This is a genomic window from Hymenobacter puniceus (genome assembly GCF_014333525.1).
Lineage (GTDB): Bacteria > Bacteroidota > Bacteroidia > Cytophagales > Hymenobacteraceae > Hymenobacter.
This window is the reverse complement of the sequence record NZ_JACSCX010000003.1, coordinates 808,984-832,807: the sequence shown is the minus strand read 5'-3', so window position 1 is coordinate 832,807 and position 23,824 is coordinate 808,984. Positions and strand designations below refer to the sequence as shown.

Below are 23,824 nucleotides of genomic sequence, written 5' to 3'. Positions count from 1 at the left end.
CATGGCAGTCGAGCAAGCATCTGCCGCAGACCTGGCTGCCGGCTACGACCCGTTTGGCCTGCGCAACCTGGAAAAGGAGCAGGGCCTCGACAACCTGGGCGGGGTAGAGGCCTGCTGGTACACACCAGCCAGTAGCTTCCGCTCCTGGCCCCTGGCCGGCGAGCTCCCCCTGGCGCAGCTCGACCTGGTGCCGGGCGCCGTCTGGTACCAGCTGGTGAGCACCCGAGGCACCGTCAGCTACGAGCAGCCCCGCAAGCCGCTCGGCCGTCACGGCGAGTTGTTTGGCCAGAAACTAAAGGGCGTGCTGCCGCGCCACACGGCCGCGTTGGCCGCGGGCCTGGAAACGATGGAGGGTGGCCGCTTCGTGGCGCTCTACCGCGACCTGAACGGGCAGGTGCAGCTGGTGGGCACGCCCACCGAGCCGCTCACCTTTCAGGACGTGTATTCGGCCGGCTCGCAAACGGCCCGCAACAACTACGACTGGCAGCTGCTGGGGCAGACCGTGCGCCGCGCCCGGCCTTACACCGGCACCTGGACCGTGTCGGGTCGGGGCCTGGAAGGCGGCGGCCTGGTGCTGCAGCCCGGCGCCGGAGGCAGCGTGGAGCTGCGCTCGGCCGAGGGGCGCCTGCTGGCCACCGTGCCGGCCGGCCGCACCGTGGTGCTGCGCTCGGGCTTCCAACTCTCTTACCAGATTATCTAATGGCTCTTCCCCCTATCCCGCCGCCGCCCCCGCAGCTGCTCACGCCAACTATTTTTCAGCAGAAGTACCAGGAGCGCTTCGCCGACAACGACTTCTTCGACATCGCTGAGGCTGACTTTCGGGAGCAGGCCCGCGACGTGGCCAGCCTGCTGCTGCTTTGGAGCAAGCTGGGCCAGCCGCTGCTGCTTTCCAACCTCGATGAGCTGGCCACGGTCGACCAGCGCACGACGGTCGTGGGGCAGTCGGCCCGGGTAGCCAACGCCACCGACGCCGGCTCGGCCGCCACGGGGGTTGAGGCCGGCGAGGCCGAGTTCGTACTGCGCAAGGATTCCACCGGCCCGCTGTGGGCGTACGTGAGCGTGAAAAGCAGCCTGCGCGTGCGCGTGCGCTGGCTGCCGGTGGGCGACCCCAATGAGCGGCCCGAGTTCCTGCCGGTGCTGCAGCTGGAGGACTATCCGTATGAGGCCGGCGACGCGGTGCAGCACACGTTCCCCAACGGCCAGACCATTCCGCTGGAAGTGCGCCGCGCCCTGCCGCGGCCCGGTGCCGGCATACTGAACCCGGTGCCGACCGGCCATCCCACGGACGATCCGAACTACCTGCCGCTGGCCCCGCTGACGCTTGACACGCACCGGGCCAACACGGATGCGGGTACCGTGCTGGACCGCTTCATCATTCAGCTGGCCAGCCAGAACCAGGAGCAGGGCGTGCAGCGCACCATGCTCGGCTTCGGTAAGGCGCAGGCTGCCCGGCCGGCCATGCTGGCGCTGCAGTGGCAGGATGCGAACAGCGAGCCGGTGGCCAAGCTGGAGGTGTGCTACTCGTTTACGTCGGAGGCCGAGTATGCTGCCAACCCCGCGCTGCCCGCCAACGCGTGGGAGCCGGTCGGTGGTGGTCCCGGCCCGGGTGGCGCTGACGTAACGGCGGCTTCGGTCGGTGCCGTGTTCGACAACGACAACGGCGAATTCTTCCTGCAGGTAGTGAATGAGCTGCTGCTGCCTACCATTCGTAATGGCGCTGTGGTGCCGGATAAGCTCGAAGCTGGCTTCCTGGCTAGCATTGAGCAGGCAATTGCTGCCGTGACGTCGCAGGCGCGGCTGGTGCGGCCGCAGGCAGAGCCGTTGTTTTTTTCCAGCGTCGACGAGGCCAACGCGCAGGCGGATTATGGCGACACGGTGGAGGCGCTGGGCACGTATCAGGCGGTGCTGACGCTCAAAGGCGGCGTGACCTACGCCACCGGTGGCCTGATGGTAAACTGGAACCTGCTCACCGACGCCGGCCAGAACGTGATTACCTGCAAAGTGGTGGGCAACTCGCAGGAGGGCCGCTACGGAGGGGGCGCTATTTCCGTCACTGGTGCCGGCTCGGATATCGTAGTCGAGAAAGCACTTTTCCCCCACGGCGGAACGGCCGTGCTGCAATCCGCCGGCCGGCTTACGCATGCCGGCCTGCTGCGCGGGGACTCACCGAGCGACATTGTAGCGCAACTCAGTGGCACGGCTACCTTCCGCCACGTGGCCGGCCCGGTGCGCATCGGTGGCAGCAAGGGCTTTGTGCTGACCGGCGCGGCCCGGGCGTTTGTCAAATCCGATTCGGTCATCGAGCAGGGCTACCACCGGGTGGTAGAATGCTCCGGCACCGCCAAGATTCGCCTTGAGGGCGGCAGCCTGCTCACCGGCCAGGGATTTGCTTTGTCAGAGGTGGTGTACATGGATGGCGGCGAGGTGACGCTGGCCAATGGCGTGTATGACAACACCAGCACCGGGGCACCGGGTGCCTACCTGACTGGCGGCACACTGATTCTGGACAATGCCACCCTCAAAAGCGTCGGCGGTACGGCCGGTACGGTCATTCTGCGCAACGGTGGTCAGGTGACGGGCGCTATTTCCGGCCAGCTGACCGTCATCGACGAAAACGCCGGCAGTGCCAGCGGGCCGACTGAGCTGCACATCGGCAGCACCAGCGGCCTGCGCGTACGGCGCATCCGCCTCACCAACCACCTTACGCTGCTCTCTATGCTGCTCGACGACAACGCGGCCAGCGTTGCCTACCAGGTGGCCACCTTCAGCGGCGGCATCTGGACCGGCACGGCGGACCTAAATACGCTGGCTGAGGCGCAGGCCGCGCTGCCCCCGCCCGGCGACGCGCAGTACGCTGCTGGCGTGGCGCTGCTGGTGAAAACCAATCCGGTTACGGCCGCCAACGCTTCCAACGTGATTCTGACTTATGCCTAAGCTTCAGTTCCTGCAGGCCAGCCGCAATGCCTTCTACCCACCGCCAGCCGGGGGCGGGCCGCTGCTGGAGTTTGTAACCTACCGCGACCTGTCGGCCGTCACGCAGGCAGCCGGCACCATCACGGCCACCGGCCAGTATGCCTACGCCCTCGACACGAAAAAAGCAGCGCTACCGGGCCGGGCCAGCCTGGAAATGCAGCACAACAGCATCTTCGACTACGGCATTGCCGGCTGGTACAACGACAGCTACGCCGCGTTTGCCAACATCCGCTACGGCTTTTACGTCGATTCCGCCGCTACCTGGCAGGTGTTTGTGGAAGGCAGCGGCAGTGGCTACCCGACCGGCGGCTGGAACCCCTCGGATCTGCTGCGCATTGATATTCATCCAGACCGCGTGGAGTGGCTGGTGAATGGGGGGCTGGTATTCACGCTGCAGCAGGCACCCGCTTATGCGGAGCTGTGGGCCGGTGGCTATATGTTTTACGCCCAGTGCGCCTGGACCATGCGGGCCGGGGCAGAAAACTACGCGCTCCGCTAATTCTACAGGCAGTTGCCAGAAGCCCTCAACCAAGCAGGTCGAGGGCTTTTTTGTGTCCTTTTTGCCCGGCCCGGCGGCCGGCAGCTTTGCACCACTTCAACCCTGAATCGATGCTTGGCTTAGTTTCCCGTCTGTCTGCTTCCCCCTGGCTCATCTCGCGTGAGCACCTGCATTCCTACATGCCGGTGCTGGCCTCGCTGCTCATGGGCAACGCCTCGCTGCAGTTCGGCCAGGACTTGGCCGAACTGCGCGCTGCCGCGGCCCCGCTGGACTTCGCCGTGCGCGTGGCCAGTAAGGGCGTTATTGCCTACGGTGCTCGTCCCCAGGCGGGTAGTAGCGCCACGGGCGGCACTGCCGATGGGATTCTGGTGCGGGTAATGGGGGTGAATGGCCCGCTGATGAAGGCCGACCAGGAGTGCGGCCCGCGCGGCCTGATGTCGCTGGCGGCCGACCTGCAGCGCACGGCCAAGGACACCGAGATTAGCTCCGTGCTGCTGCGCGTGGACTCGCCCGGCGGGCAGGTATTCGGCACGCAGAGCGTCGTGGATGGCATCAAGGCCTGCCAGGCGGCCGGCAAACCCGTCGTCGCTTTGTGCGAGGACGGCCTGATGTGCTCGGCCGCCTACTGGATTGGCTCGGCGGCCGACACCATCATTGCCACCCACGAGACGTGCACCATCGGCAGCATCGGCGTGATGGCCAGCTGGATGGACGTGCAGCCGGCGCTGGAGAAGATGGGCGTCAAGTTCCACGAGGTATACGCCGCGCAGAGCGGCCAGAAGAATGCCGACTTCGCCGCGGCCGCGAAGGGCGACTACAAAGCCGTGCAGGCGGGCCTCACGGCCATTGCCGGCGGCTTCCTCAGCGCCGTGCGCGCCAATCGCGCCGGCCGCCTCAACGAGAAGCTTTTTGTTCAATCCGGCTACGCGGCCGGCAAGGCAGGATTCGCTAGCGAAGCCGGCGAAATCGGCATGATTGACGCGCTGGGCTCCTTTCAGGACGCGCTGGGCGAATGCGTGCGGCTGGTGCAGGCCAGCCGCTCCCTCTAAATCAACGACCACTTTTTTACTTCACTTGACTGCCCCATGGGACTCCAACTTTTCGGCAAATCTGCCGCTACCACGCTTGTTCTCGGCGCCTCGATGCTGGCGCTGGTGGGCAACGAATCCGCCACGGCCGAGCAGGTCGATGCCGCCAACCAGGAACTTGATGCTGCCGGCATCAAGGGCGCCCAGCTCGTGCCCGGCGCCACGCTCGAGGAGCTGACCCAGAAGGCCGGCCGCGTCGACGCAGCCGAGAAGGCCCAGGCCGAGGCCGAGAAAAAGGTATCAGACCTGCAAGAGGCCAATGCCAAGCTCAGCGAGCAGGTGGCCACGCTGGGCAAGAAGCCCGGCGCCGACGCTACCTCGCCCGTGCGCAAGGACGGCGCTGCCGATTTGCTGGATCCTACCTCGGAGTCGGAGGCGCAGAAGCTGGTCGAGCAGCTGCACGCCGAAATGCTCGGCTAAGCCGTCCCTGGCCTCAAACCTGATTATTCATCTTTTTAAGCCCTAATCATGGCTTTAGCAATTACCGCCGTAGTGGCCCAGTTCGGCGCCTACTACCTCAACCAAGGCCAGAACCTGCAGCGACTTTATAGCTTGCTGCGCTCCCCGACGACCACGGAGAGCATGTTCACGCCCATCAACACGGATGACACGCTGTGGCGCGCGGCCAAAACCATCTTCAGCCGCGTGGTGCAGCCCTTCCAGAAGGCCTTCACGCCGCTGGCCGGGGTGGAGTTTCAGCCGGTGGAAATCCGCCAGTTCCGCCTCAAGGTTGACGCGCAGGAGTATCCCGACGAGCTGGAGGACACCTGGCTGGCGTTCATGGACGGCCCGGAAATCGACCGCAAGGCCTGGCCCTTCGTGCGCTGGTACGTGGAAGTGTACCTGATTCCGCAGATCAAGCAGGACATCGAGTTCAACGAGATTTTTCAGGGGGTGTACCAAGCCCCGGTGGCCGGCGTCGCTGGCCCGGCCGGCACGTCCATCAACGGCCTGAAAATGATCATCAACGGTCACGTGCAGGCCGGCCGCACTACGCCCATTGTGACGGGCGCGCTGGAGCTGACCAACCCGGAGGCGCTGGTGGAGCAGTTCGAGGCCTTCGCCGACGGCATCCACAAGGACTACTGGGAGATTCCCATGATCCTGGGCTGCTCACCGACGGTGGCGCGCCAGTTTCTGCGGGGCCAGGAGCGCAAGTACGGCAAGAACACCGGCGGCGGGGCGCTGGATCTGACCATCAACAAAACCAACATCAAGCTGCAGGGTCTGCCCTCGCACCGCAGCACCGAGAAGATCTGGTGTACGCCGGTGGGCAACGCCATCATGCTGCGCCGCAAGGTCAAGAACCAGTCGGCCGTGCAGGTGGAAAACGTGGACCGACTGCTCAAGTTCTTCACCGACTTCAGCATGGGCGTAGGCTTTATCCTGCCCGAAATCGTGTTCACCAACGACCAGGAACTGGTCTAAGCCTGGTAGGAGTAGCGCCGGCGCCCGAATGGGGGCCGGCGCTACTTGCCGGCATCTTTTCAACCACTGAGCAACCACTAAGCAACCACTGATTTTACGCTTTCCCCATCATGGCAGAAGCCAATACAGAACAAACCCGTCAGCCCACCATCGAGTCGCTGACGGCCGAGAACGTTCGCCTGCAGGGCGAGCTGGAGCTGGCCCAGGGCATCATTGCCGGCCAGGCCGAGCAGATTGCCAACAGCGAAACGGCGCAGCAGCAGGGTACGGCGGTCATCGTGACCCACGAGCAGAAGCAGTACCGCGTGCTGGGCAAGCAGTTCACCGTGAAGGGCGAGCTGATCAAAGCCGAGGACCTGGGCAAGAACAAGGAGGCTGTCAAGCACCTGATCGAGACCAAAAGCGGCTTGCTGCAGCTGGTGCCCAAGGCGGCCAAATAGCCGGTTAATCGACACCATCATCGTTTTAAGATACTCCCTATGGATTTGTCGAATCTGACCCACCTCGGCGGCCTGGACGGCACCGAGAACACGCCGGGCCTGCTGGGCTACGTGCTCTGGGCGCCCATGAGCTACTTCCAGACCATTGCCAAGGCGCCGGCTTTCGTGGCCACCGCGCCAGCCGGCACGTCGGCCGTCATCACGGCCGACCATGCCTTCAAGATGGGGCTGGGCTTCCTGCGCATCTACATCACGCTCGACTCCAACGAGCTGAAGGGTGAGGTAGTGGGTGAGCGGGACGGCCGCGGCCAGAAGCTGAGCTTCGAAGGCTTCCACCCGGGCAACAAGCCCGAGTCGCTGGAGCTGTTCAACATCGCTAAAAACACGGACGGCATCATGCTCGTGCCCGATGCCGATGGCACCTACATCCAAGTGGGCGCGGAGGGCCTGCCGGTCGAGCTGGCGCCGGCCTATGGCTCGGGCAAGCTCTCGGGCGGCCGCCGCGGCACCACGGTGAAGGCCGAGTGCTACGCCGTGGGCATCAAAATTTACAAGGGCGACGTCATCGAGAAGCCCGCCACAGTGCCTGGCCCATAGGTAGATGAGCAAGCAGTCCCCCCACCAGCTCCTGCCGGAAGTCGCGGAGAAGTATACCGCCACTATAACGCCCTGTGTTATCGAGATCCAGCGGCTCCGGCGCAAAATCGACCTCACGCGGCTCACGCTCGCGGAGGCCGATGAGCTGGTCAAGGACCCTCTCTTCACCTACTTGGTAGCGAGGAAAGCCAAGAAGAGCCGGACGCCAGGCGGGCACAAGAAAGCCGGTTTGTGAGAGGAACGGTGCGTGAGAGGAAAAGGCCTCAGCCAATGGCTGGGGCTTTTTTGCGTCTCTTGCATGCTCCAGACGCACAACAGGCTCCGACTGGATGCGTCGGAGCCTGGGAGTTGGTTGTGGAAAGGAAGGGAGGCGGAGGTAGTACGTAGGATGGTCGCTGACGATGCAGCCAGGCAATCCAGCAATTAAGCAACAAGCGGCGCCGTAACGTCGGGCAGGGGTATGTCGCTCGGTATGCCACCAAGCAGCAGCAAGGCAATCAGGGGTAGGGCTTGCGATTGAGTATTCATGGGAAGCAACGACAGATTGGGTATGGGAATGCTAGCAATTTATGCCCCGGATTGACGCTTGCTCAAGGACAATGATCTAGGATATGTGACATTCATTTTTCGGTTAATTAAGAGCAAATTCCAAGGGTGGCAGACGCGAATCATTCCTTTTTGCGTCCTTTTCGCCCGAGGTAGGCCGCGGCAGTTTTGCAGCATGCAAACCCCCGAACTCATCCGCTGGCTGGCTGATCCGACTGATTTTGCGGCTGGCGTGGCCCTGTACGCGCAGCTGGGCAGCAGCCCGGTATACCGGCAGCTTTTCGCTCTGGGCGAAACGAGCTACAGCCGGCAGGTGCTGGAGCGGGAGCTGCAGGCGCTGGCCAGTGGGCCGCTGGAGCCGGTGCCACTCCCCACGCTACCAGCAGACGCCCCACCGAAACCGGCTCCAGCGGCCTCTGCCGTCGTCCCGGAACCCACGCAAGTCCACACAGACTCGCCCGAGCTGCTGCCACTGCGGGCCCAGCTGCGCGGCCTGCGCGACGAGCGCAGCCAGCTGCACGCCCAGCTCACGGCCCCGCGGCTGAGCGAGAAGGACCGCGGTAAGCACGCGCTCCGAATCCTGGCCCTTGGCGACCAGGTGCTGCAGCTGCAGCAGCTGGTCGCCCACGTGCTCAGCCATGGTACGCTGCCGGCCGGCCCGGTTGCGCTGGCCGACGTGGTCGACCAGGGCGAGCTGCGCCGCCGGCTCGACAATCTGGTCGCCACCCGCTCCAAGGTGCGCAAGAACGCCAAGCGTGCCGCGGAGCTGCCGGCCCTGGAGGCCGACATCACCCTGATTCGATTGAAACTAACTTCTACGACCCGTGTCTGAAGAACTGATTCCCCTTTCCTGGACCACTCAGCAGCGCCGCGTGCGCGAACTAGTGCCGCTGAGCTACAACCCGCGCACGCTCACTGACGAGGGCCGCGAGCGGCTTACGCGCAGCATCCGCAAGTTCAACCTGGCCGAGATTCCGGCCATCAACCTCGACAACGTCGTGCTGGCCGGCCACCAGCGCCTAGCCGTGCTCGTGGACCTGGGCCGCGGCGAAGAGCTCATCGACGTGCGCGTGCCAAACCGTCAGTTGACGAAAGACGAGCTGGACGAGTACAACGTCACCAGCAACGTTGGCGCCGGCCAGTGGGACTACCAAAGCCTGCTCGACAACTTCGCCCACCTGCAGCTCGACTCCATCCTCGACGCGCCCGTGCTCGAGCAGCTGGCCGCCCTGCAGGCCGTCGTGCTGCCGCCGGCCGAGGAGCAGGCCTTCGACCCGACCCCGCCGGCCACGCCCATCAGCGTGCTGGGCGACGTGTACGAGTTTCAGAGCGTGGGCCGTGGCCTGGTGCACCGGCTGGTGTGCGGCTCCTCGACCGAGAGCGACGTATTGGAGAAGCTGCTGCAGGGCCGCCTGGCGCAGCTCACCGTTACCGATCCGCCCTACAACGTCAAGTACGAGGGCAAAACCAAAGATGCGCTGACCATCCAGAACGACGACATGGACGATGCCTCGTTCCGGGAGTTTCTCTACGACTTCTACGTCAACGTGTACGCCTATTCGGTCCCGGGCGCGCCCATCTACGTGTTTCACGCCGACAGCGAGGGCGCCAACTTCCGCCTGGCCCTGAAGGAGGCCGGCCTGAAGCTGAGCCAGTGCCTGGTGTGGGTGAAGCAGGCCTTCGTGATGGGCCGCCAGGACTTTCACTGGCAACACGAGCCGATTCTCTACGGCTGGAAGGAAGGCGCCGCGCACCCCTGGTACTCGGACCGCAAGCAGACCACGGTGCTCCATTTCGACCGGCCGAGCCGCAATGCCGACCATCCGACGATGAAGCCGCTCGATATCCTGCAATACCTGCTGGAGTGCTCCAGCAAGGAGGACGACGTGGTGTTCGACGGCTTCGGCGGCTCCGGCAGTCTGCTCATTGCCTGCGAAAAGACCCAGCGCAGCTGCCACAGCATCGAGCTGGATCCGTGCTACGTCGACGTGCACGTGCGCCGCTTTGCCCAGTTCATGCACGATAATCAGCGCCGTTTTAGCATCACCCGCAACGGGGAGGAACTCTCCGAGGCCCAGCTTAACGAGTATGTCGACGCAGCTGCCGCCTAACCTGCCCGCCACCAGTGTGCCGGCCACGCTGAAGGGGCCGGGTTCGACGGCCGTCGAGCGCATCTACGCCGCTAGCATTGAGGAGGCCGACGGCACCGGCCCCGGGCTGGCGGCGTTGTCGCCGGCTGATAAGCTGATGAACCAGCAGATGGAGGCCGCTTACGCGCTACTGCTCAACTATCACACCTTCGACCAGGCCTGGCCACTGCTGGCTAAGCAGTTCGGCATCAGCCGCGCCACGTGCTACCGGCGTTTGGCCGATGCCCAGAACCTGATGGGGGATTTGAAGAAGGTCAAGAAGCAGGGCGCCCGGGCCATGCTCATTACGCACACCCAGATGATGCTCCAGCTTTGCCTCACCCAGCGCCCGCCCGACGTGCGCGGGGCATTGGCCGCGGGCAAGTTCCTGGCCGCGCTGCAGGGCCTGAACCGGGCCGATACGGCCGAGGACGGCAGCAACGGCGGTGGGGCCACCAACTACGTCATCCACGTGAGCTACAATGGTCCTCGTGGCCCCAAAACCCGCAATTTTGACATCACTAAGCTCGATGACGTGTCGGATGCCGAGTACGAGCTGCTGCAGGGCGCGGTGAGTGAAAACGTGTTTAGCGTGGAGGCCATGGAAGTCATGCTGGCCGAAACCAGGGGCGAGGAGGGCCCGGGCGATGGTCGTCATTGATCAGGTCAAGCTCCAGTTCAACCAGCCGCAGCTGCGCTATATCACGGCCCGCGGCAAAAAGGAGGGCGTCAGCGTCTGGGGCCGCGGTACGGGCAAGTCCAGCATCATTGCCTGGGACATTCACGAAATCGTGCAGACCATGCCCCGCAGCTGCTGGGTGATTGTGGGCTCGACCTACAAGCAGGTGCTCTCGCGCACGCTGCCCAGCACCATTTCGTCGCTGGAGCGGCTGGGCTACAAACTTAACCGCGACTTCTACATCGGCCGCAAGCCGCCCCCGACCCTGAACTGGGACCGGCCATACGAAGGGCCACTGAGCTACGACCACTTCATTATTTTCAAAAACGGGACCGGGTTTCACCTGGTCTCGCTCGATGCCGGCGGCTCCAGCTCGCGCGGCCTGAACGTGGACGGCTTTATCGGCGACGAAGCCCTGCTCTTCGACAAGAACAAGCTCGACGCCGACCTCTCGGCCACCAACCGCGGCAACGGCCACTACTTCGGCAAAAACCCGAAGCACCACGGCGTATTCCTCTTCAGTTCCATGCCCTGGGGCGACCAGGGCCGCTGGCTGCTCGACAAGTCGAGCTACTACGAAAACCACGGCGTGGACCTGGTGGAGCGGCAAAACGCGCTGATCGACGCCCAGGTGCGCTTCCTGGATGCCGGCAGCGACGAGGAGCGGCTCGCTATCTGGCGTGACGAGGTGGTGAAGCTCATGCGGGAGGTATCGTACTTCCCTTCAGCCGCCAACAAGGGCACGTTCTACTCAGAGGCCAACGCCTTTGATAATATCCAGAACCTGGGCCTGCAGTACCTATTGGACCAGCGTAAGTTCATGACCGACTTCACCTTTATGGTGGAGATGATGAACCGGCGCCCCACCACGGTCGAGGGCGGCTTCTACCCGCAGCTCAACCAAGCCGTGCACGTGCAGGAATGCGCCGACGACAGCTACATCCTGGGCCTGGAGTTCAACCTGAAGAAGCTGGGGGCCGCCGGCGACGTGGCCAGCGCCACGAGTCTTTCCGATAGTGACTGCCGGAGCCACCAGGCCCTGCGCGTGTCGGTAGACTGGGGCGCTACTATCACGACCCTGGTGGTGGGGCAGCCGCACCTGGATAAGCGGGAGTACCGCTTCCTCAAAGGCCTATACGTCAAGCACCCGGCCTTCATTGACGACCTGCTCAACGAGTTCTGCCGCTACTACCAGCCCCACCTACGCAAGGAAGTAGAGTTTCTTAGTGACGAAGAGTACGGCAATGCCCGCCGCCCGGATAGTGCTTATACGCTCAATGAGCAGTTCATGCGGGGCCTGCGGCAGCGGGGCTGGCGCGTTAGGCCTTACGGCCTGCCCCGCATCCCGGGCCACCCCACGCGCTACCAATTGGCCCAGACGCTGCTCTCGGAGCGTGACCCAAAGCTATTGCGTATGCGCTTCAACAAGGTCAATACCAAGGACGTGGTACAGGCCATGCTGCTGGCGCCCGTAAGCCAGGACAGCAAGGGCCGCATCCTTAAGGTGAAGGCCAGTGAGCGGAACAAGAACTTCCCGGCGCACCATGCCACCCACTTCACCGACAACGTGGATTTGCACATGCTCAGCTGCGGCACCGATATCATCAACTCCGGCGTCGACTGGAGTCAGATGCTTGTGGTCTAGGCCTGCCCCGCGTCACATAGAAGAAGCCCCCATGCAGCCTGCATGGGGGCTTTTTGTTGGGTATTGTCACATGACCATCACATAGCCTACGCCACGAACTGCCAGCGGCTACTTCGGTGGATGCATACCGTGCGTGTCCTATCTCGATGCCTGGCTGACCTACCCGGCTCCCACAGATATCCCCGAAGTAGCCTTCGGCAGCTGCCAAAACGCGACAGTGCAAGCAGGGGCACCGCGCTACACGAGTGAGACTGTAAAACGCCCGAAAGTCCCATAATCGGCCTGTGCGCGCTGCATTCAAGGGGTGCAGTGAGATTAGTTTTTTCGTTCGTTTCCAGCGTGTAAGTGCGGTTTTGTGTCCTTTTTGCGAGGTGCGCCGGCCGGCAGTTTTGCGACATGGAAACCCCCGCACCACTTCGCTTAAAGGACGCGCTGGCTTTGCTCGAGGGTGAGGCCCCGGTGTCGGTTCGCTTCGTGAAAGCCAACCGCCGCACCGGTGAGGCCGGCGCCTTCGGCACGTTGCCCGCCGCCCGCATCGGCCGCGGCAAGCGCATCAAAACCGCCACGTTTCGCCTCACCACGCCCGAAGAAGATGCTGCTGCCGGCATTGACGAGAGCCAAGTGCCGCTGCCACTTCCCCGAAATCCGCACCACTGGACCAACGCCACCCGCAACCTGGTGGACACGCGCACCGGCAAGCTGGTGAAGGTGCACATCTACCTCATCGTGGCCGTGCAGGGCCGCAAAATCTTCCTCTAAATGGAGCAAGTAGTATTCAACAGCGGCGCCAACGTCGCTTACCTGAACGGGTCGGTGTTCCGCCTGGGCGGCGCTATGGGCGCCGCGAAGGGCACCGGCGTGAAAACTGGCACCGCCGATGGGGATGCGCCCACCTCGCCGCTGGTGATGGGACAAACAGGCGACGTGGCGCAGTGGGGCGACGCCAACGACTTTCCGCAGCAGGTGCTGACCGAAATTTCCAGGAGCAGCATCATCCCGGCCGTGCTGGATTGGAAAACCCGCGCCATTTACGGCAAGGGCATCGTGTACGGCAAGGTGCTGGACTACGACAAGGACGGCAACGAAATTTTTCAGCGGGTGCTCAGCCCGGAAATCAAGGCGTTTTTCCAGCGCTCCAACATCCCGCGGTATGGCTTCGAGGGTTTGCAGAACCTGGTCAACTTCGCCAACGGCTTCCCGGAGCTGATTCTGAGCCGTGACCGGAGCATCATCACCAGTTTGAGCGTGCCAGATACGGCCTTCAGCCGCTACTCCGTGCCCAAGCCGGGCATGGCTGTGCCCGAATGGCTGCACATCTCGGCCAACTGGCCGGACGCTAAGCCCGGTGACGGCTTTACGACCAGCGTGCCGGTGCTCGACCCCTACTTCGACGTGGTGGAGAGTCTGCGCGCCGACACGCGCGGCTACAAATACATCTACCCGCTTTCGCTGCCTTCGCCCGGACAGGCCCTGTACCAGCTCATTGCCTGGAACAGCATCCGCAAGTCGGGCTGGCTGGATGTGGCCATGGCCATCCCCGAGTTCAAGAAGGCGCTGTTCAAAAACCAGCTCAGCCTCAAGTACATCATCGAGGCCCACGAGGGCTACTGGAAGTGGAAGTATCCGGACTGGGACACCAAGCTCACCGAGGATCGGCGCAGCATCATTGCCGGCGAGTTGGCCGAGTTTGAGAAGACCATGGCTGGCGCCGATGGGGCCGGCAAGTCGATTCTGACCATCACGTTCACCGACCCGCAGTCGGGCGAGCTCATCCAGGCCTTCAAGGTGACGGCCATCGACGACAAGATCAAGTCGGGCATTTACATCGAGGACTCGCAGGAGGCCAGCTCCCACATCTATACCGCCCTTCAGGTGGATCCGACGCTCTCCGGCATCAGCCCCGGCAAGGGCATGGGGGCGGGGAGTGGCTCGGACAAGCGCGTCGCCTTCAACGCCTTTATCGCCACGCACTACTACCTGCAGCAGCTCATCATCGAGCCGCTCAACCTGGTGCGCGACTACAACGGCTGGGACCCCGACATCGAGTTTCGCTTTCTCAACCCGCAAATCAATACGCTGGACCAGGCCGCCGAGGCCCCGGCTAAAGCTGCCTAATTATGCTGCTGACCCTACTTAAGACTTGTGACGAGCTGCGCCGCTACGTGAGCGTGCAAACCAACGACGTGCCCGAGCCGGTGCGCCGGGAAGAGGAGCGCCTGCGCGGCGCGCTGCTGCTGCCGGTACTTGGCGCCGATTTGCTGCATTGGCTGGACGCGCAGTACGAGGCCGGCCTGCTGCCCGAGCACGACGCGCCGGCCGCCGAGCTGCTGCGGCTGGTGCAGGCGCCGCTGGCCCGGCTGAGTCTGGCCGGCGCGCTGGACGAGCTGCAGGTGAGCATTGACGAGACTGGCGTGCACATTCAAACCACGGGCACGCACAAGACGGCGTTTCAGTGGCAGATCAACAGCCTGGCCAAGACGCTCAGCCGCAAGGGCTACGCCGATATGGTCGTGCTGCTGCGCTGGCTGGAAGCCAATCACGCCACCACGACGGAACTGCCGCTGCAGGACTGGGCCGCCGGCCCGAGCCGGAACCGGCGCCGGCAGCTGCTCACCAGTCCCGACGAGTTCAGCCGCTTTGAGAACATCCAGGACTCGTGGCCGGTGTTCGAGGCCCTGCGCCCGCTGCTGGTGCGGCAGGAGCTGTTCGTTCTGGAGCCGCAGCTGGGCTACGATTTTCTGAGTGAGCTGCGCGAGCAGGTGCGCACCCGCACCGTGACGCCTGAGAACGAGGAACTGCTCGAGCAGTTCGTGCGGCCGGCGCTGGCCAGCTCCACGCTCGCTAGGGCCGTGCCCGAGCTGGGCCTGCGGCTGACCGGCGACGGCATTGAGCTGATGGTGGCCCGCGTCGACGACTCCAACGCGAAAGAGGCCGACGCTGGGCTCGACCAGCTGCTGCAGGCCCGGGCTTTCGAGGCCCAGCGCGCGGCCGACATCCTGCTGGAGAAGATGCGCGGTTTTCTCAACCAGCGCGCTTCGGCTACTCGCTACGCGACCTATTTCACCCTGGGCCCTTACCGGGCGCCCGCCACGCCAGTGACGCCCCTGAATACGGCGGAATCCCGCGTTTACCGCTTCTGCTAATGCTTTCTATCATCCTGAACCCCCGAGTATTACCCGTGCTGCAAAGAGCGTGGCAGCTGTTCGAGAAGTACATTTTCAACGACTGGAACGCGCTGGCCTTCCTCATGGTGCTGTTCCTGCTCGACACGGGCCTGGGCATGGCCCGCAGCTTTCGGCAGGGGCGCTTCCACTCGCGCGGCATGCGCCAGATGTTCACCAAACTGCGCGACTACGGCGTGGGCATCGTCGTGGCCCACGTGTTCTGCAACATCGAGGTTGACGGCAGCAAGTTTCCCTGGGCCGAGTACATGGCCTTCGGCGTGAAGGGCGCCATTTATTTCTTCATTCTGCTGATCGAAACCAAGAGCATCGACGAGAACCTACGCGGACTTGGCGGTATGGGCTTGCCGCTGCCCAAGTTCCTGCGCCGCGGTATGAGCGACTGGGAAGAAACCGGCCAGTTCCGCAGCAAGACGCCCCCGGACGAGTTGCCCGTCGCCATTGATGATTCACCTACGGTGCCCGCTAAGGGCGCCATAACCCCCGCTGTATGAGCGCAAACATGAAAACCGACGTTGCCGGTCGGGCCTTCATCACCAAGGAAGAAGGCGAAGTGCTCAAAACGTATCTGTGCGCAGCCGGCGTGGCCACCATCGGTGTGGGCCACACCGGGCCCGACGTGCTGGCCCGGATGAGTATCACCCGTGAGCAGAGCCAGATGCTGCTCAGCCAAGACCTGGCGCGCTTCGAAGCGGCCGTCAACCGGGTCGTGACGGTGCCGCTGACCCAGAACCAGTTCAACGCCCTCGTGAGCTTTGCCTTCAACCTGGGCGAAGCGGCGCTGGCCAAGTCCAGTTTGGTGCGCTACGTCAACTCCACGGCCGTCCGCGACCCGGCCGCGTTGAAGAACTACTTCCGGATCTGGCGCAACGTGAACGGCAAGCCCAGCGCGGCCATCGAAGCGCGCCGCCTGCGCGAGGCCGCCTTATTCCTGAAGCCATGAAGGGGTTGCGATTCAAGGCTTGGACGCTTATTGTGGGTATTCTGCTGCTCTTCTACTGCGCCGCTGGCTGCGCCGCCCTGCGTTCGGTACCTGCGCTGGTAGCTGCCCCCACCCATGCGCAACTGCAGCAGCAGGCCACCCTGCCACCGTACCTGGTGCCGCCACCGGCGCAGGCTTCGCCCAAGCAAGTGGCCCGCTGGACGGACGCGCAGACGCAGGCCCTGGCCAACGTTAACGTGCCGGTCGGCAAGGTGAAGCTCAAAAATGTGGGTAATACTGATTCCGACGTGTCGGTGCAGCAGGGCATCACCGGTCGGCAACTCACTACAGCGTCCATCATCATAGCCGTCATCGGCTTGGTTTGCTGGCTTAAACCCTGGCGAAAGTAAATAAACTGCCCTGGCCGTGCTGGCTGGGGCAGTTTGGTTTCCTACCTTCGTTCCGCGAATATCTTAGTAACACTTCTGCGCTTGCGCCTTGGCCGTCATCGAAAACGGCCGGGGAGTAGAGCGGGAGCATGACCCGTATATCTGGCGCACGCGCAGCGTGTTTCTAGGATGTTCGCAGCGATTTCCCCGGCTTGCCGCCGACAGCTGCACCCTCATGGCTAAGACCCCTACTCGTCCCATTGGCTTCGGCCGGGATAAAGACCCAGACCCTAACGGTACCGGTGATGGTTTCGAGTGGCAGCCTGGTGCCGCGGCGCCCGAGGAGCCGGCCCCGGAGCCGCAGCCCCGCTTGCCCAAAGCCGCTCCGGCTTATGTTGGAACGGGGGAGGGCCTGGCCATCTTGAAGGCTTACGACCTGTTTGCGCTTACCCCGCTCAGCAACCTGGAGCAGCAGCTGCTGCAGGTAGTGGCCGGGCTGGAAAAACGGATTGAAGAGCTAGGAACTAACTAGTCGCTGCAGAAAGCCTCGCCTCACTTGCGGGGCTTTTTTGTGCCCGATTGTACCGTGCCAGTCGGGTAAGTGCACCGTGCATGGAATCTGCGCTCTCGCACTCAAAAACAAGCTTTTTAACTTGATAGGGGCCGGAAACGATGCGTTGTTTGTATCACCTAAACGGAACGCAAACAACGACTTACGAATATGACTGCTACCCAAATCCTCGCTACCGCCGGTACCACTAAAACGTGGAAAATGCAGCAGCTCTTCGGCCTCGGCCTGAGCCGCCGCGAGGTAGCTACCCTGATGAACGTAGGTTACGGTTTCGCCCAGAACGTATACGCCGCCTGGGTAGCCAGCCGCGCCACCACCGCCCTGGCCACGCCGGCCCACACGGCTACAGCCGCCGCCTTGGCCCCCTTCACGCCTGGTGCCTTCACCCGCACCTTCGGAGTAGAAATTGAAGCCTTCGGCGTAACCCGCGCCGACCTGCTGGCGGAGTTGCGCGCACAAGGCCTGGAAGCGGAAGGCGAGAGCTACAACCACAACACCCGCCCCCACTGGAAAATAGTAAGCGACGCCAGCGTAACCGGCCCCAACGGCTTTGAGCTAGTAAGCCCAGTGCTGCAGGGCTACGAAGGCCTGGAGGATCTGGCCCGCGCCTGCCGCGCCCTGAAGATCTGTGGGGCACAGGTAAATAATTCCTGCGGCCTGCATGTACACCTGGGCACACGCGACCTGAGCGTAGACAATATGAAAAATCTGGTGCGCAACTACTTGGTCATGGAAACTAGCATCGACCAAATAATGCCGCCCGCCCGCCGCGGCTCGGCCAATTCTTATTGCCAGAGCCTGCAGCGCGCCCGCACGATGGTCGAAGCGGAACGCCAGATACTCGCTGCCACCACGGTACCGGAACTAAGTCTGGCGGCTAATGGGGGCGGCCGCTACTACAAGGTCAACATGCAGAGCTTCCCGCGCCAGGGTACGATAGAATTCCGCCAGCATAGCGGCAGCACGGACTATGAGAAGATCAGCTTTTGGGTTAAATTCCTGACCAACTTAGTCGACTACTCCAAGGCCCGTCTCGTAATGCCAAACCTGCCTGTAGCCGAATTTGCTACCTTTAACCAGCGCGATATTGCCACCTACTACCAGCGCCGCCGGACGGCGCTCCAAACCCGATAGAATGCCTACATATAACATACTCGGTGGTGGCCAGCTAACGGCCACCACCGACCTGGGCCTGATACAAGGTCTACGCCAGGACGCCCAACAGTGGGTGCCTTCGGTTAGTATCGAGGATTTCATGGAAGGTATGGCGGCCCGCTGTAAAGTGTACGACGGCTCTATTGTGCGCATCGATAGCGTGGCCAACTTCGTCAGCGACCTAAAGCAATGCGGCGTCGTAACGCTGGTATAGCGGCCTGACTTCCGCCAGTGCTGCCCCATCGCATTCACGCGGTGGGGCTTTTTTGTGTCCTTTTTCACCGAGGTAGCTGGCGGCAGTTTTGCCCCATGAATCCGCTGCAGATCTGGGGCACGAAGTATTTCGTGCCCGCCTCCTGGAATGAACTCACCCGCGCTCAGTTGCTGGGCGTGATGGGCGTATTGTACGGGCCCGAGTGCCCGCCGCTGCCGGCCAAGCTGCGGCTGCTGGCCTTGCTGAGCGGTGTGCCGACCACTCAGCTGCTGGCCCTGCCGGCCGTGCAGTGCGTGCAGCTTTACTCGGCCACCGACTTCCTGTTCGACGAGCAGCAGCGCCTCACTGAGCAGCTGCTGCCTGAGCTAAAAGCGCCGGACTCCCGGATCCGGTGGGTGGGCCCTCGTGGCAGCTTTCGCAACCTGCTGTTCGGCGAATTCATTTTCGCTGACACCTACTTTCGGGCCTGGAGCACGCACCGCTCGCCCCAGGCCCTCGACTGGTTTCTGGCTACGCTCTACCGGCCGCTGGTGCCGGGCCTGAGCCCGAGTGACGCCCGTTGGCAGGGCGACCGGCGTGAGACCTTTAACGAGCACCGCACCGAGTATCTGGCTACGCTGCTGACTCGCATTCCGGACGCGCAGAAGCTGGCCATCACGACCTGGTACCGCGGCTGCCGCGGCCAACTGGAGCAGGAGTTCCCGGAAGTATTCGAGGTGCACGAGGCCGACGCCGCCCGCCCGCAGCAGGCCGGTGACTGGGGTCGGGTGCTGCGCAAGCTCTCCGGCGGGGCCTTCGGCACGCTCGAGCAAACCGCCCGCCAGCACGCGCGCACCATCCTGGCCGAGATGCAGGATCTGGCCCGCGACTACGCCAAAGTAAAACACTCCACTTAATGCGCACCACCGACTACAATTCCCTGTTTCGGGGCCTGGCCACGCGCCACAAGCTCATTCAGCACACCGAGGCCGCCCCGCGCTACGCGCGCATCGTGGTCAGCATCGACCCCTACCAGAAGGTGGTGGACATGCACGAGCTGATGACCAAGATCATCGGCGTGCGCCTAAAGCCCGGCCCGGGCGAGCAGGTGCTGGTCGTGGAGAGCTTCCACACCCTGTACCGCGAGGCCGGCGACAACCGCACCCGCCTGCGCTCGGGCGCCTTCATGGTGCTGCAGCAGGTCAAGACCAAGAACCACGACGCCATTGAGTTGGTGCTCGACGCCACCGAGCAAACCGGGGAGCAGCTGCTGGGCGCCATCCTGGCCGACCGCAAGTACCAGGTCAAGTACCGCTTCGATCCGGGCAGCATCACCAGCGACGAGCTGGGCCCGCTCGGTGACGGCACCTGGTACGGCACCCGCTTCGACTTCGACTTTGTCACGCCGGCCAACCAGGCCCTGGCTTACACCCCCGACGCATTTATCTAAATCATGGCAGGAGAACGGTACGCCCAACTCATTCTTAACAGTATCACCCCGGTTCCGGGCGACGAGCTGTCCATCTGGCTCAACGGGGCTTATCGGCGCTTTGAGGCCGTGGCCGATCAATTTCCGGTTGATCCGCAGCAGTACTACTGCCAGGGCGACTATAGTGGCAGCGCGGGTGCTGGTAGCAATAGCCAAGTGCGCTACGCCAACGCCGTATCCCTGCACAACGCCATCGAAGCGCTGCTGCTGGCATTGGGTCAGCCAGTCGGCTATACGCTGGGGGTAGCTGCGGATGCGGCGACCAACAACGGCGTCATCACCCTCACGGCCCGATCGTACGATTTGGAGTGGGACTTTGAGCCCACGACCAGCCCGCGCCTGAACCAAGTGTACTCTGAGCAAAGCCTGCCGGCCATCCGTCCGCTTACGTTGGGCGTGGAAGTGGACCGCGTGCTGCGTTTCGGCCAGGCCACCGGCGCCATTCGGCTGCTGCCCACGGCCGTGGGCGCCACGTCGTTCACCTACGCGTGGGCGGACGGCCCGACCACGCAGAACCGCAGCACCCTGCTGGCTAGCGACTACACCGTCACCGTCACGGCCGATACGGGCGCCTCGCTTGTGCGCGTCATTACGGTCGAGCAGAACCCGCGCCTGGCTGTAGTGGTGCGCAAGTTCGACGACTCAATCCTGCTTACGGTGAGTGGCGGCGTGGCCCCGTATACGTTCGCCTGGGCCGACGGCCCCACGACGGCAGCACGCAGCAACCTGGCGGCCGGCACTTACGAGTGCACCATCACCGACAATGAGGGCGCGACGGTTACGGTGTCGGTGGAGCTGGAGGCCAGCCGCTACTACTTCTCGCGCAACCCCATCACGTTGCCGCTCGATGCCGGCGACGCGTACCGCGCTGACCCCAGCCTCAAGCCCAACCTCACGTTTCTGTGCGAGGTGTTCATCGAGCCCGAGTATCTGAGCGGCGAGTTTGTGCGCGTCGGCGCCCCCGTAGAGCAGCCCGCCGACCGGCACGGGCGCACCGTGTTTCAGGTCGAGGAGCTGCTCGACGCGTACCTGGACTATTACGTGCCGGCGCCCGACCAGCGTCGCATCGCCCGGGCCGACCCGCTGTTTCGGCGCTTTTATTTGCAGCACGCTGAGGTGTACGGCGAGCCGGCTGAGCGTGCCGGCACGACGACGCTGCTGCAGCACTACGTGCTGCTGGGGGGCTTAAGCGGCTACGAGGCGGCGCAGCGCACGTTTTTCACGTCCTACCAGCCCGCGCAGCGCCCGTTCTTCACCTGGCAGCCGCGCGAGCTGCTGGTGGCCGCCGATCAGCCCGAGTTTCTACTCTTTCAGGTGCCCACGGCCACGCTGGCGTTGTTTCGGCAAGTGGCCGTGGCCAGCTACCAGGACGGCAGCACGGCCACCGTGTTCGTGGACGAGGTGGAGGGTCCGCGCCGCTACGAGCTCTACTGCCTGCCGGCCGGCCGCGCCCAGCTGGCTTTGCCTGAGCCGGCCGGCAAGCACCTGGTGAGCTGGGACGTGTTCGTGGTCGACGAGGACGGCGTAGCGCAGAGTGAGCGGCGTCGCTACGTGCTCGACCGCCGCCCGGTGGCGCAGCGCCGCTACGTGCTGTACGCCAACTCGCTGGGTGGGCTCAACACGGTCGCCTTCCTGGGCGAGGCCCAGCTGGACGCGGAAGTAAGCGGCGAGGAAGCCGAGCGGGGGCCAGTGCCGTTTCCGGACGCGCTGGCCGGCGACGTGCTGGTGCTCGACCGTTCGCTGCGCCCGGTGGTGAAGCTGGCCAGTGGCGCGCGCGAGAATTCGCGCGAGTGGCTGGCCACGACGCAGGATTTGCTGCTTTCTCGCCGCGTGCTGTTGCTGGGCCCCGGGCGTCGGTGGTTGCCGGGCGCAGTGAAAACCCGCACGGTGCCCGTGCTCAAGGAGGGCGAGTGGCAGCAGACGCTGGAGCTGGACTTTCAATTGCCGCGCGAGCGGCATTACACGCCGGCCCTGCCGGTGGTGCCGGCCGGAGTGCCGGTGCCGCCCGTGCAGCGCCAGGATCTGCTACTGCCATGATAGGGCTAAAAACCTCTCGCGGCTGGCTGGACCTGCTGCCCGGCACCGTGGGCATTGAAATCAGCAACCCCTACTTCCGCTACGACGCCGTGCCTGGCGTCACCACCTACCCGTTCGGGCTGCCGATGACGCCGCCCAACCTGCGCCAGCTGGGCTTCCCGCACGTGCTGGCCGCCCAGGGCGAGTTGCCGGCGCCCGAGCCGGTGGAGTTCTACCTTGACGGCCTGCTCTGGCGGGTGGGCAGCCTCGTGTACCAAGAGTATCAGCCTGAAAAGCGACTGCTGCAGTACAAGTTCGTGGCCGGCGCTACGGACCTGCAAAGCCGCATCGACGGCCTGCAGCTCAGCGCCCTGGACTTAGGCCAGGTGCCCCTGGAGCTGCGCGCCGACGCGCCGGACTATGCGCTGGGCATAATGCGCAACACCGCGTTTTACGGCGACAAAAACCCGGCGTATTCAGGCTACCTGAATCCGTATTTTGGGGGCAGCTATACCGGCGTGGCCGTGGCCCCGCAGCTGCGGCTAGTGCCGCTACTGCGCCGCGTGCTGGCCACGGTCGGCTACACCGTTTCGGGTGAGTGGCTCAGTGACGCGTCGGTGCGGCAGCTGGTGGCCTATTCCAACCGGGTGGCCGAGGACGGGGCGGGCGTGCGCCTGCCGGAGCTGGTGCTGAGCCGCCACGTGCCGGCCGAGCTGAAGGTAGGGGGGCTGCTCGTGGAGCTGCAGAAGCTCTTCGGCCTGGGCTACGACTTCGACCTGGTCCGGCGTGAGCTGCGCATCGTGCGCTTGCGCGACGTAGCGCTCGACGACGCGTACCTGGTGCGCGACGCCGGGCAGCTCACGCGCGCCCTGCCCACTGCCTACGAGGGCTACAGTTTGGAACTCAGCTTTGAATCCGAGGACGAGCAGCTCAAGGGCTTTGATAACAGCTGGGCCAAGCTCGTGCTCGGTGCCGGCAAGCTGCCCATCAAGGCCGAGGCCGGTACGCTGCACTGCCTCACCGATGGCCCGACCGGGCAGTTGATGCCGCACATTGTGGCCAAGGGCGCCTCGCCGGCTTACGAGCTGGGCGACGACTCGCGCTGCGGGCTGCGGCTGCTCTTCGACCGCGGCCTGCAGGGAGGCTACCCGCAGTGCACCAACGGCCGCGAGTTGGGCAGCGCGCTGGCGCTGCAGTGGGCTGGCGTAAACGGGCTCTATGCGCAGTGCCACCAGCCCTGGCTGGAGCTGCTGGCCCGCGCCGGCAGCGAGGAACGGGTGGTGCCCTTTCGAGTGGGCGATTTGCTCAGTTTGAATCCGGGCCGCAAAGAGCTGCTGGGCCCGCGCAAATATTTGTGGGAGAAGATGTCGCTCACCGCTAGCACGGCCCGCCGCCTGGAGTCGGCCCGCTGCACCTACCGACCCGTGCGCCGATGATACAGATACAAACAGCCGAGTTGGAGCTGGCCACCAAGTGGCTAGACTTTACGGTGCAGGCTTTCGTCGAGAACATGCGCCAGCTGCGCATTCGCAATACCGGGGCGCTCATGGCCAGCTTTCGCCAGCAGGTCATCGGTGGGGCCGAAGGGCGCCTGCAGCTGCAGCTTAGCTACGCGCTTTACGGCAAGTTCATCGACATGGGCGTGGGCCGCGGCATGGGCCAAGGCGTGCGCCGTGGTGACGACGGCTACGACCGGATCCGCAACGGCCGCGGCCAGCTCAAGCGGCGCGAGCGGAAGGCCCGCAAGTGGTACGCTAAGGAAATGGCCTACCAAACCAAACGCCTAAGTGAGCTGATGAGCGAGCTGCACGGCACCATTCTGATCAGCGCCGTTAGCGATGCGCTGCCGGCGGAGGATGTGAATATTAACTTTTAAGCAAAGC

General features: G+C 64.0%; 27 protein-coding genes. All 27 read left to right on the top strand.

The genetic code is table 11. The features are described 5' to 3' along the window. The first annotated feature begins 1 nt into the window (after position 1). The 27 genes from H8B14_RS12240 (at position 2) to H8B14_RS12110 (ending at position 23,817) form a co-directional block, all read left to right on the top strand. Positions 2-700 (top strand): hypothetical protein, encoded by a 699-nt coding sequence (locus H8B14_RS12240; protein WP_187315908.1) that lies wholly within the window; start codon positions 2-4, stop codon positions 698-700. After that, positions 700-2,934 carry a hypothetical protein gene (locus tag H8B14_RS12235; protein WP_187315907.1) on the top strand — a complete coding sequence of 745 codons (2,235 nt, stop codon included), beginning with the start codon at positions 700-702 and terminating at the stop codon, positions 2,932-2,934. Before H8B14_RS12240 ends, H8B14_RS12235 begins: the two co-directional genes overlap by 1 nt. Further along, the gene (locus tag H8B14_RS12230) at positions 2,927-3,472 is read left to right on the top strand and encodes a hypothetical protein (protein ID WP_187315906.1); all 546 of its coding nucleotides are present in this window, start codon (positions 2,927-2,929) and stop codon (positions 3,470-3,472) included. The genes H8B14_RS12235 and H8B14_RS12230 overlap by 8 nt, the downstream gene beginning before the upstream one ends. A 110-nt stretch (positions 3,473-3,582) precedes the next feature. Beyond that, complete coding sequence (locus H8B14_RS12225) at positions 3,583-4,521, top strand: S49 family peptidase (RefSeq protein WP_187315905.1); 939 nt, start codon at positions 3,583-3,585, stop codon at positions 4,519-4,521. A 36-nt stretch (positions 4,522-4,557) separates the two neighbouring features. Next, positions 4,558-4,980 (top strand): hypothetical protein, encoded by a 423-nt coding sequence (locus tag H8B14_RS12220; RefSeq protein WP_187315904.1) that lies wholly within the window; start codon positions 4,558-4,560, stop codon positions 4,978-4,980. A 48-nt stretch (positions 4,981-5,028) separates the two neighbouring features. Continuing rightward, a complete protein-coding gene (locus H8B14_RS12215) occupies positions 5,029-5,988 on the top strand; it encodes a hypothetical protein (protein ID WP_187315903.1) in 960 nt (319 codons plus the stop codon). A 110-nt stretch (positions 5,989-6,098) separates the two neighbouring features. Beyond that, positions 6,099-6,428 carry a hypothetical protein gene (locus H8B14_RS12210; protein WP_187315902.1) on the top strand — a complete coding sequence of 110 codons (330 nt, stop codon included), beginning with the start codon at positions 6,099-6,101 and terminating at the stop codon, positions 6,426-6,428. A gap of 39 nt (positions 6,429-6,467) precedes the next feature. Further along, the gene (locus H8B14_RS12205; RefSeq protein WP_187315901.1) at positions 6,468-7,025 is read left to right on the top strand and encodes a hypothetical protein; all 558 of its coding nucleotides are present in this window, start codon (positions 6,468-6,470) and stop codon (positions 7,023-7,025) included. Positions 7,026-7,029: 4 nt separating this feature from the next. After that, positions 7,030-7,260: a hypothetical protein gene (locus tag H8B14_RS12200; protein ID WP_187315900.1), complete on the top strand. Its 231-nt coding sequence runs from the start codon at positions 7,030-7,032 to the stop codon at positions 7,258-7,260. Positions 7,261-7,746: 486 nt separating this feature from the next. Then, the gene (locus tag H8B14_RS12195) at positions 7,747-8,403 is read left to right on the top strand and encodes a hypothetical protein (protein WP_187315899.1); all 657 of its coding nucleotides are present in this window, start codon (positions 7,747-7,749) and stop codon (positions 8,401-8,403) included. After that, positions 8,396-9,682, top strand: a complete 1,287-nt coding sequence (locus tag H8B14_RS21345; RefSeq protein ID WP_187315898.1) for a DNA modification methylase — start codon at positions 8,396-8,398, stop codon at positions 9,680-9,682. The genes H8B14_RS12195 and H8B14_RS21345 overlap by 8 nt, the downstream gene beginning before the upstream one ends. Further along, entirely contained in the window at positions 9,660-10,361 is a 702-nt protein-coding gene (locus H8B14_RS12185; protein WP_187315897.1) for a hypothetical protein, read from the top strand. The genes H8B14_RS21345 and H8B14_RS12185 overlap by 23 nt, the downstream gene beginning before the upstream one ends. Further along, the gene (locus H8B14_RS12180) at positions 10,348-12,024 is read left to right on the top strand and encodes a hypothetical protein (protein WP_187315896.1); all 1,677 of its coding nucleotides are present in this window, start codon (positions 10,348-10,350) and stop codon (positions 12,022-12,024) included. The genes H8B14_RS12185 and H8B14_RS12180 overlap by 14 nt, the downstream gene beginning before the upstream one ends. A gap of 396 nt (positions 12,025-12,420) precedes the next feature. Beyond that, positions 12,421-12,783 carry a hypothetical protein gene (locus tag H8B14_RS12175; RefSeq protein ID WP_187315895.1) on the top strand — a complete coding sequence of 121 codons (363 nt, stop codon included), beginning with the start codon at positions 12,421-12,423 and terminating at the stop codon, positions 12,781-12,783. Beyond that, positions 12,784-14,139 carry a hypothetical protein gene (locus tag H8B14_RS12170; protein ID WP_187315894.1) on the top strand — a complete coding sequence of 452 codons (1,356 nt, stop codon included), beginning with the start codon at positions 12,784-12,786 and terminating at the stop codon, positions 14,137-14,139. 2 nt (positions 14,140-14,141) lie between these two features. Continuing rightward, a complete protein-coding gene (locus tag H8B14_RS12165) occupies positions 14,142-15,167 on the top strand; it encodes a DUF6712 family protein (RefSeq protein WP_187315893.1) in 1,026 nt (341 codons plus the stop codon). Then, on the top strand, positions 15,167-15,700 hold the full coding sequence (locus tag H8B14_RS12160) for a phage holin family protein (RefSeq protein ID WP_187315892.1): 534 nt from the start codon (positions 15,167-15,169) through the stop codon (positions 15,698-15,700). The genes H8B14_RS12165 and H8B14_RS12160 overlap by 1 nt, the downstream gene beginning before the upstream one ends. 8 nt (positions 15,701-15,708) lie before the next feature. Further along, positions 15,709-16,149 (top strand): lysozyme, encoded by a 441-nt coding sequence (locus tag H8B14_RS12155; RefSeq protein ID WP_187315891.1) that lies wholly within the window; start codon positions 15,709-15,711, stop codon positions 16,147-16,149. Beyond that, positions 16,146-16,538, top strand: a complete 393-nt coding sequence (locus tag H8B14_RS12150) for a hypothetical protein (RefSeq protein WP_187315890.1) — start codon at positions 16,146-16,148, stop codon at positions 16,536-16,538. Before H8B14_RS12155 ends, H8B14_RS12150 begins: the two co-directional genes overlap by 4 nt. 214 nt (positions 16,539-16,752) lie before the next feature. Next, a complete protein-coding gene (locus H8B14_RS12145; protein WP_187315889.1) occupies positions 16,753-17,049 on the top strand; it encodes a hypothetical protein in 297 nt (98 codons plus the stop codon). 189 nt (positions 17,050-17,238) lie between these two features. Further along, positions 17,239-18,222, top strand: coding sequence for an amidoligase family protein (locus H8B14_RS12140; RefSeq protein ID WP_187315888.1), 984 nt, complete (start codon positions 17,239-17,241; stop codon positions 18,220-18,222). A 1-nt stretch (position 18,223) separates the two neighbouring features. Continuing rightward, the gene (locus H8B14_RS12135) at positions 18,224-18,457 is read left to right on the top strand and encodes a hypothetical protein (protein WP_187315887.1); all 234 of its coding nucleotides are present in this window, start codon (positions 18,224-18,226) and stop codon (positions 18,455-18,457) included. Positions 18,458-18,552: 95 nt separating this feature from the next. Then, complete coding sequence (locus tag H8B14_RS12130) at positions 18,553-19,353, top strand: hypothetical protein (RefSeq protein ID WP_187315886.1); 801 nt, start codon at positions 18,553-18,555, stop codon at positions 19,351-19,353. Further along, the gene (locus tag H8B14_RS12125) at positions 19,353-19,886 is read left to right on the top strand and encodes a hypothetical protein (RefSeq protein ID WP_187315885.1); all 534 of its coding nucleotides are present in this window, start codon (positions 19,353-19,355) and stop codon (positions 19,884-19,886) included. Before H8B14_RS12130 ends, H8B14_RS12125 begins: the two co-directional genes overlap by 1 nt. A 3-nt stretch (positions 19,887-19,889) precedes the next feature. Next, positions 19,890-21,962 (top strand): SprB repeat-containing protein, encoded by a 2,073-nt coding sequence (locus H8B14_RS12120; RefSeq protein ID WP_187315884.1) that lies wholly within the window; start codon positions 19,890-19,892, stop codon positions 21,960-21,962. Next, the gene (locus H8B14_RS12115; protein WP_187315883.1) at positions 21,959-23,377 is read left to right on the top strand and encodes a hypothetical protein; all 1,419 of its coding nucleotides are present in this window, start codon (positions 21,959-21,961) and stop codon (positions 23,375-23,377) included. The genes H8B14_RS12120 and H8B14_RS12115 overlap by 4 nt, the downstream gene beginning before the upstream one ends. Beyond that, positions 23,374-23,817, top strand: coding sequence for a hypothetical protein (locus tag H8B14_RS12110; RefSeq protein WP_187315882.1), 444 nt, complete (start codon positions 23,374-23,376; stop codon positions 23,815-23,817). Before H8B14_RS12115 ends, H8B14_RS12110 begins: the two co-directional genes overlap by 4 nt. Positions 23,818-23,824: the final 7 nt, after the last annotated feature.